This window comes from Streptomyces carminius (assembly GCF_002794255.1).
Lineage (GTDB): Bacteria > Actinomycetota > Actinomycetes > Streptomycetales > Streptomycetaceae > Streptomyces > Streptomyces carminius.
On sequence record NZ_PGGW01000049.1, the window covers coordinates 81905 to 89997 of the forward strand.

6 protein-coding genes are annotated in these 8093 nt (G+C 71.9%); all 6 read left to right on the top strand.

Features of this window, described 5'->3' with window-relative positions:
• The first annotated feature begins 57 nt into the window (after nucleotides 1-57).
• The 6 genes from dnaB to CUT44_RS14405 all read left to right on the top strand — a co-directional run bounded on the left by dnaB (nucleotide 58) and on the right by CUT44_RS14405 (nucleotide 7646).
• Entirely contained in the window at nucleotides 58-1455 is a 1398-nt protein-coding gene (gene dnaB / locus CUT44_RS14380; RefSeq protein ID WP_158239613.1) for a replicative DNA helicase, read from the top strand.
• An 804-nt stretch (nucleotides 1456-2259) separates the two neighbouring features.
• Nucleotides 2260-2847, top strand: a complete 588-nt coding sequence (locus tag CUT44_RS14385) for a hypothetical protein (protein ID WP_100202366.1) — start codon at nucleotides 2260-2262, stop codon at nucleotides 2845-2847.
• Between the two features lie 101 nt (nucleotides 2848-2948).
• Nucleotides 2949-3518, top strand: coding sequence for a hypothetical protein (locus tag CUT44_RS14390; RefSeq protein WP_100202367.1), 570 nt, complete (start codon nucleotides 2949-2951; stop codon nucleotides 3516-3518).
• Nucleotides 3519-3730: 212 nt separating this feature from the next.
• Nucleotides 3731-4603: a phosphoadenosine phosphosulfate reductase family protein gene (locus CUT44_RS14395; RefSeq protein ID WP_146252232.1), complete on the top strand. Its 873-nt coding sequence runs from the start codon at nucleotides 3731-3733 to the stop codon at nucleotides 4601-4603.
• A gap of 153 nt (nucleotides 4604-4756) precedes the next feature.
• Nucleotides 4757-5353 (top strand): hypothetical protein, encoded by a 597-nt coding sequence (locus tag CUT44_RS14400; protein ID WP_100202369.1) that lies wholly within the window; start codon nucleotides 4757-4759, stop codon nucleotides 5351-5353.
• 493 nt (nucleotides 5354-5846) lie between these two features.
• A complete protein-coding gene (locus CUT44_RS14405) occupies nucleotides 5847-7646 on the top strand; it encodes a DUF6248 family natural product biosynthesis protein (protein ID WP_100202370.1) in 1800 nt (599 codons plus the stop codon).
• The last annotated feature ends 447 nt before the right edge of the window (nucleotides 7647-8093 follow it).

Consider the following 8093-nt stretch of genomic DNA (forward strand, 5'->3'; position numbering starts at 1 on the left):
AACCCCTGGTAAGGCCCCTGCCACCACTCGAATCACCAGATGAGAAGGGATTCACCCATGAGCGTACCCACCCAGCCCGGTGGCATCGAGGACGGCGGCGCCTCACTGTTCGACGAGGCACCGAAAGCCGCAGCGTTCGAGCGTGTCCCGCCGCAGGACCTGGAAGCCGAGCAGTGCGTACTCGGCGGCATGCTGCTGTCGAAGGACGCGATCGGCGAGGTCAACGAGACGGGGATCGACAGCACGGCGTACTACCGTCCGGCACACGGCGCGATCCACAGCGCGATCATGGCCATGTACGGCAAGGGTGAGCCGGTCGACCCGATCACGGTCGCCGACTACCTGACCAAGACCGGTGACCTTGACCGCGCCGGCGGAGCCCCCTACCTGCACACCCTGGTGCAGACGGTGCCGACGGCGGCGAACGCGGTGTACTACGCCGGGATCGTGAAGGAGCGGGCCCAGCTGCGCCGCCTGGTCGAAGCAGGCACCCGGATCGCGCAGCTGGGCTATGCGGCCGACGGCGAAGTCTCCGAAATCGTTAACGCCGCGCAGGCTGAGATGCAGTCGGCGGTTCAGCTCACCGCCGGCGCCGGGCAGGAACGGGTGCAGTGGGTGGACGACATGCTGGAGGACTACCTCGTCAGCATGGATGCGCCGCCGCCCACCCGCCTGCCGCTGCCGTACACCGACCTCCAGGCCATGCTTCCGATGGAGCCCGGCGACCTGGTGGTGGTCGCGGCCCGCCCGGCGATCGGTAAGTCCGTGGTGCTGCTCGACATCGCCCGGCATGTGGCGATCGAGCACCGCATGACGGCGCTGGTGTCGTCCATGGAGATGAGCCGCCCCCAGCTGATGGAGCGGATCATCGCAGCCGAGGCCCGTGTCCCGCTCCACCGGGTCAAGGACCGCCACTACGAGAACGATGACCGCAAGCGCATCCACGACGCCGCCCTGCGTATCGGCGGGGCGCCGATGGTCGTGGACGACGGCCCGGCCGCCACGGTCGTGCAGCTGCGTTCGCGGCTGCGCTGGCTCCAGGCCCAGGACAGGCTTCCGGCCGTGCTGATCGTGGACTACCTCCAGATCATGAAGGCATCCGGCAAGCGCGGGCAGAACCGCACCGGCGAGGTGGACGAGATCTCCCGCGGGCTCAAGGAATTGGGCGCCGAGTTCGGCGTCATCGTCATCGCGGCAGCTCAGCTGAACCGCGAGGTCGAAAAGCGCGAGGACAAGAAGCCGATGATGGCCGACCTGCGCGAGTCCGGCTCGATCGAAGCCGACGCCAACGCCGTGATCCTGCTGCACCGGCCCGACGCATACGACAAGGAGCACGAGCGGGCAGGCGAGATGGACTTGATCATCGGGAAGAACAGACAGGGCCCGACGGGCACCGTCACCGTCGCGTTCCAAGGCCATTATGCTCGCGCCCGCAACCTCGGTACAGGCTTCTGACCTGCTTGTGGGATCTCAGACTCCGTGGCCGAATCTCACGAACGATGGCCAAGCGGCGGCCGCTCGCGAGACTCCGCAGGTCGGAGCCTCGCCCATTGGCGGCCGCCCCGAGGATTCGGACACGGTCGTGAGACGGGACGGCTGGCCACGGCGTGAGACACCACGAGAAGCCGCAGGTCACAGAGGCGTCATCCGACACGAAGCGCGAGATCCTACACTGCAAAAGGAGTGGCGCGAGGACCACGGCGACTGACTGACGCCGTTGTGTCGACCCAACAACTCCCGTACCCGCACCCCCGCCCCGTCGTCCCGGCACAACGGGGCGGGGGTGCGCCGTTCCGGCCGGGTCTCCGCCGTCGGTGGTGATGTGGGGGGCGCTGCCCCCCACACCCCCCGGCCCTCTCTCGGAGGGGGCGGGGGGCCGGAATTGATCTTGCGGTGAGTGGGTGGGGCTGGGGTGGGCGGTCGGGGAGCTCCCTCCCCGATCGGGCACCCCGGAGGGGACCACAGCCCGCGCCGGGCCGCCAGGCCGAGCCGCTCCGCGGTCGCCTTCGGCGAGCCCGGCACCCCGACACGGCCCGCGGTCGGCTGACGCCTGCCCGACCGAGGAGGGAGCCCCCCGACCGAGGTGGTCGTGCGGCGTGCCGACGCCGGACGAAAAGGTCGCCTGATCTGCTATTTCGGCTTGACCTTGAGCCGGAAACTTGATTGAATTAGCAGTGTCGGAGCGAGGGCGGGAATCCCGTTCCGGCGCCAGGCCCCCGGGCCCACACCGATCAATCTCAACGAACGAAAGGTCACGCCATGACCACCACCGGCCACCCCCCCGCCGCCCGCGTGGATCTCACCAAGAGCCCTGCCGTCTACCTCGTGATCGTCGACGACCGCGATGCGTACACCAACTGGGCCGAGCACCGCCGCGAAGACCGGCTCCCCCAGCGGCGCGTGGTGCACGTCGAGCGCCAGGCCGACCACCCGGCGGAGCGGCAGCTCCAGTGGGACGAGCTGACCGGCTCGTGCCTGGACGCCGGGGAGTCGCTGAGCGTGCTGACCTACACCGCCGTCAGCCACGCGCACGCCGCCTACCTCGCCCGCCGCGAATACGCGCTGTTCAACGCCGCCGCCCGCATGGGCGAGGTGATTGACACCCACCTGGAGCACGGCGGCCGCGGGTGGGTCGCGATCCGCACCGCGGACGGCGGCAGCGACGGCGAGCTGTACGCCGACTACACGGACGCGTGGGCCGCCCAGGAGCGCCCCGAGCGGTGCACCTACCTCCCGATCTCCCCGCTGACGCCGTGGACGCCCCGCATGTGCGAGGAGTACCTGGAGTTCATGACCCACCTGCGGCACGGGTGCATGGCCTACGGCGCCCCGGCCTGCCACCGCTGATCTGCGGCCGCCGCCGGTGACGCGGGCGGGGCGGGAATCCCCGCCCGCGTCACCGGCTCGACCGTTCGACACCGATCAACCTCAACGAAAGGTCCACCCGCATGAACACCGCGACCCTGTCGTACCGGCTCGGTACGCCGGACTGGGAGCGCCGCTACCCCGTCCTCGTCGGCAAGGACACCGTGCTCGGTGCCGTGTTCCGCTGGCACCGCGACTGGATCACCCTCACCAGCGAGGGCGAGCGCAACATCGGCCGTCCCGAGAAGGGCCGCCGCGGCGTCGACCAGGCGGCCGCCCACGTGGTCGACGAGTACGCGACCGGGCGCATCACGCCCGTGTCGCTGGCCGCCGTGACCGCCGCCGTGCCCACGCTCGACGGCCCGGTGTCCCTGCTGCACCCGCGGATGCCGCAGACCCCCCGCAACATCGAGGCGGCGACGAAGGCGCTGGCCGCGCTGGCCGTGCACCGCTGGACGCCCTACACCGGCTTCCCCGGCAGTGACAACCCCTGGTGGCAGGAGTGCCAGTTGTGCGGCTGGCAGGGCCCGCGGTACTGGTCGCACCAGCGCGGCCGCAACGGAGAGCTGCCCAGCACCCACCGGCACACCGGCGGATGCGTTGGCGAGGAGAAGGTCCGCGAGCTGATCCCCGCCTACCAGCGCCAGCAGTAGTCCGCCCCCGTGTGGCTGCCGGGCCGGACCAGAGTCCGGTGCGCCGCCGAGTCCGCGGCGGCCGCCGCGTTCATCGCTGACTGGCTGGCTGCGGCCCGGCGCTGAGCAGCACCACCGGCCGGACAGCGGGCGGAGGGAGCGGGGCGGGAATCCCGCTCCCTCCGCCCGGCCCCGGCCCGAGCACACCGAACACCTCAACTTGGGAGACGACCGTGACCAATAGGAAACCCTCCACCCCGCCGTGCGGGACCGGGTGCGCCGCGCAGATGGAACTGTTCCCCGCGCCGGCCACCACGCCGGCCGCGCCGACGGCTGGATTCGACTGGGACGCCCACGATTTCGTGGTGGTCGGCGACAGTGGCGGCAAGGACTCTGGGGCCCTGGTGCACGAGGTGTGCACGCAGGCCGACAAGGCGGGCCAGCTGCACAAGGTCCGCGTGCTGCACTGCGATCTGGGCCGCACGACGAAGGGGCACCTGGTGGAGTGGCCCGGCGCGCTCGAAGTCGCCCGCGCCCACGCCGAGCAGTACGGTGTTCCGTTCGCTGTCCGCCGCAGCCAGCGGTGGCCGTCACTGTGGGACCGGATCCTGGCCCACGGCAACTGGCCCGGCCACTTCGCGCGTTACTGCACGAGCGACACCAAGACCGTCACGGGACGGGACTTCGCCGACGAAGTCGGCGGCAGCCTGGCGCTCGGGCGCCCGTATCGGGCCGGGTACGCGCTGGGCATGCGGGCCGAGGAGTCTGCGGCCCGCGCGTCCAAACCGGTGGTGGAGCGGCACCGGATGAGCGGCAAGGGCACGCTGCGGGTGGTGACGACGTGGCTCCCAATCCACCAGCTCACCACCGAGCAGGTGTGGGAGATCCACCGGGAGAACGGCATCGAGCACCACGAGGCCTACGACCGGGGCATGCGGCGCCTGAGCTGCCGCGCCTGCCCCCTGGCACACACCGATGACCTGGTCCGGTCCGCCCAGCTCAACCCTGAGCTGTTCGACGAGTACGCCAGGGCCGAGGAGGAGATGGGCCGCCCGTTCAAGAAGTCCATCACCCTGCGCGAGATCATCGAGCGCGCCCGCAGCTGACGGCCCAGGGCCAGACGTCGAGCGGCCCGGCGGGGCAATGCATTGGGAATCCCGCCGGGCCGGCGGTCCGGCCACCGAAGGCCCTCAACAGACCCATCAACCGGACACGCCAACATGGTAGACGCGTCCCGACCACACCAAGGAGCAATACCCGTGAAGACCATCGACGGCCGGCCGCACGCCAGCCGGGCCGACCTGATCGAGCGCAGCGGCTACAAGGACGCCACCCTGCGCAACCTGTGGGCGGCCCGCGAGACTAACGGGCACCCGCCCGCCCACAAGGACGGCCGCACCCTGTACTGGGACCTGGAGGAGTGGGAGCGCTGGTTCGCCGACTACCAGCAGCGGCGCAGCGGCGTTGACCGCAGCGGCAACCCCGACGAGGAACTTCCCCCGGCGGACCAGGCCCGGGTGCTCGGCATCGACGTCAGCGCGATCACCCACTACCGCGACAACCCGCCGCCGGGCTGGCCCGCTCCCGTGCGCACCGAGGGACTGGAGAGCGGCCGCGTCCGCGAGTACCGCACCCGGCGCCAACTGTGGGCCTACGCCGACTCCGCGCCCCGGGCCGGGACCGGCGGCCGCAGGCCGGCGGCGGGGCCCGACCCCCGGGTGGCGCTCGCCGTCGAGGCCCTGGCCGCCGAGCCCGGCCGGAAGGCGGGGGAGACGGCCGCCGCCCTCGCCGAACGCCACGGCGGAGGCCTCAGCACCTGGAAGCGGATTGTCACCGAGGCCCGCAAGCAGGCCTGACCTACGGCGGCCACGCGCTTGGCCAGCACCACCCCCGGCCGGGTAGACACCGGCCGCCGGTGTCTCCGGAAAGGAGCCGGAAAACCGCTGTCCGTTCCCGATACAGGTGATTGGCGAGAGGGGGGCTGACCAGCAATTGGTCAGTTCTGCTGGGACAACCGGCGATCGAGTCGTCCCAGCGGAAGTGAGCGGAGCGCTCCGAAGCTGTTCAGGTTCGCTGGGACTGAGCAGATCCGGCGGGACGTAGACCACGGCGATATCCGTATGTACGGGGCATGAGCCCACTCGCCGGACCAGAACCAGCGAGACCCGCGCTGTTCGCCGAGCAGATCGAGCGGGACTCGGTCACTTCCACTGGGAACGGACAACCGCTCTGAGCTGTGCTTTCACCTTGACATACACGTTAAAACTTGATTGAATTAGCAGTGTTGGAACGGGGCGGGAATCCCGGACCGACGCCCACCGAAGACCTCAGCGATAAGGACCACAGGACATGATCGAGACCGAGGCGGGGGAGCCGACCCCGCAGGCCTGTCTCCAGGTGGCCCGCCAGGCCGCCGAACTCGCCGTCGCGGCGGCGGACGAGGCGATGAACGCCGTGTGCCGCAGCCGCTCCGGCAGCACCGCACGCCTGGAGGAGGTCATGCACGCGGCCCACCGGGAGGCCGTCGAGGCCGAGGGGTGCGCCGCCCGGGCGGAGCAGTACGCGGCCGACTCGGAGATGCCGGACGGTGCGCTGCACTACTGCGCCCGCGGGGCCGTCGACCACGCCGCACGCGCCCAGGAGGCGGCCGGAGTCGAGGTGACGGCCACCGCTCTGCGGGCCGCGCTGGAGCGTCAGCTCACGGCCGAGGAGTGCGCCGAACAGGAGAGCGCCCGGCGTCGTGAGGAGGCCCGGCGGGAGGCCGACGAGCGGGCGGCCACCGGCATGGACAGCGACAACCGCCGCCAGGCGTCCATGAACCGCTTCTCCGCCGAACAGCACGTGCACGAACTGGGCTGGACCGCCGGGCACGTGCGGGTGATGGAGGCCGCCGAGACCGGCCGCCTGTACTGGCGCGGCGGGCAGGCGCGGCAGGCCGCCGAGCACGGCGTGTGGAACGGCGGCCGCAAGGTCAGCCGGGAGCGGACGCAGGCCCTGCGCGACGCGCGGTTCCTCGCCGCGGTCCGCGCGGCCGACGGCGCCCAGGTCCTCGTGCCCACCCCGATGGGCCAGGTCGCCCTGGAGCTTGCGCGGCTGCACCCGGCGGGCCTGTACGAGAGCGAGAAGACGGCGTACGAGGCCCGCTTCGCCCGGGTCGCCAAGCGGCACAAGCGCATGGACGACAAGAAGGCCGCCGCGCGCCGTCTGCCGCCGCTGGACCTCAGCGCGCTGCGGCTGTACCGGCGGCCGGTGACGCTCGTCGAGCAGGAGATGCGCGCCGAGCGCGAAGCGGCCGAGCAGTGGGAGGACGAGGGCGGCTACTGCCCCGGCGTCCCGACCCCCGCCCCCGCCGCAGGGGAGGACACAGTCCGGTGCCCCTGCTGCGGACTGCACAAGGCCGCCGTGTCCAGTGTCCTCGCCCCCCACAAGCCCGCCCGCGCCGCGGCCGACGACTGCCCCGGCAGTGGACTCCGCCCCGCCGCCGAGACGCCCCGCCCGGCCGCCGAGCCCCGGACCGAGGAGGCGCCGGCGGCGGCCGCAGTGCGCGCCGATCAGCCCCTGCTGCGGCGCCTGTTCGCACCGCGCGCCACCCGCGAACGGCACGAGGGAGGCCTTCGCACAGTCATCCGGCGTCCCCAGCGCAGCCTCACGCCGGAGGAGCGCGAGAGGGTACGGGACACGGCCGCGCTGAACTTCCAGGGCGCCCTGATCATGGGCCTCATCGACCCGTTGCCCAACGCGTCGCCGATGCCGGAGGAGGCGGGCGCGTGGGTGCGCGAGCACGTGTGGCCCGACCACTTCCGGGAGATCGACCGCAAGTACCCGCACGGCTTCCACCGGTGGTCGACGTGCGAACGGGGAACCTGCTGGAACTGCCTGTCAGGGCGGTGTGACCTGTGCGTGCACCGGCAGAAAGGCGGCCCGGACGTCGACGACAACACCGACTGGGTGCACAACCAGGAGGGGCGGTGCGTCGCGAAGCTCATCCTGCGGCCCGGCGGCGAGCCGTGCGTGTGGTGGTGCCGGTGCGACTGCTCCAAGGACCCCGCTCCGGCCCGGCCGACGGCGAGGCCCGTGCCCGATCCCGTACCAGCCGCGGCACCCGCCCGGGACCACGGGCCGGGCGCGGTGCAGGCCGCCTTGTGGTGACGCGGGGGGCGCTGCCCCCCGCACCCCCCGGCCCTCCCTCGGAGGGGGCCGGGGGGTCTTTTGATCTTGCTGTGCGTGGGTGGGGGCGGGGTGGTGGGGCCGGGGGTTCCCTCCTCGGCCGGACACCCGGAGGGGACCACAGCCCGCGCCGGGCCGCCAGGCCGAGCCGCTCCGCGGTCGCCTTCGGCGAGCCTGGCCCCCCGACACGGTCCGCGGTCGGCTGCGCCTGCCCGACCGAGGAGGGAGCCCCCGGCTGGCCGGTTGCATGGCGTGCCGACGCCTGGCGAGGCCGCAGGAAATGGCGTCTGATGTCCGTTCCCGATACAGGTGATTGGCGAGAGGGGGGCTGACCAGCAACTGGTCAGTTCTGCTGGGACAACCGGCGATCGAGTCGTCCCAGCGGAAGTGAGCGGAGCGCTCCGAAGCTGTTCAGGTTCGCTGGGACTG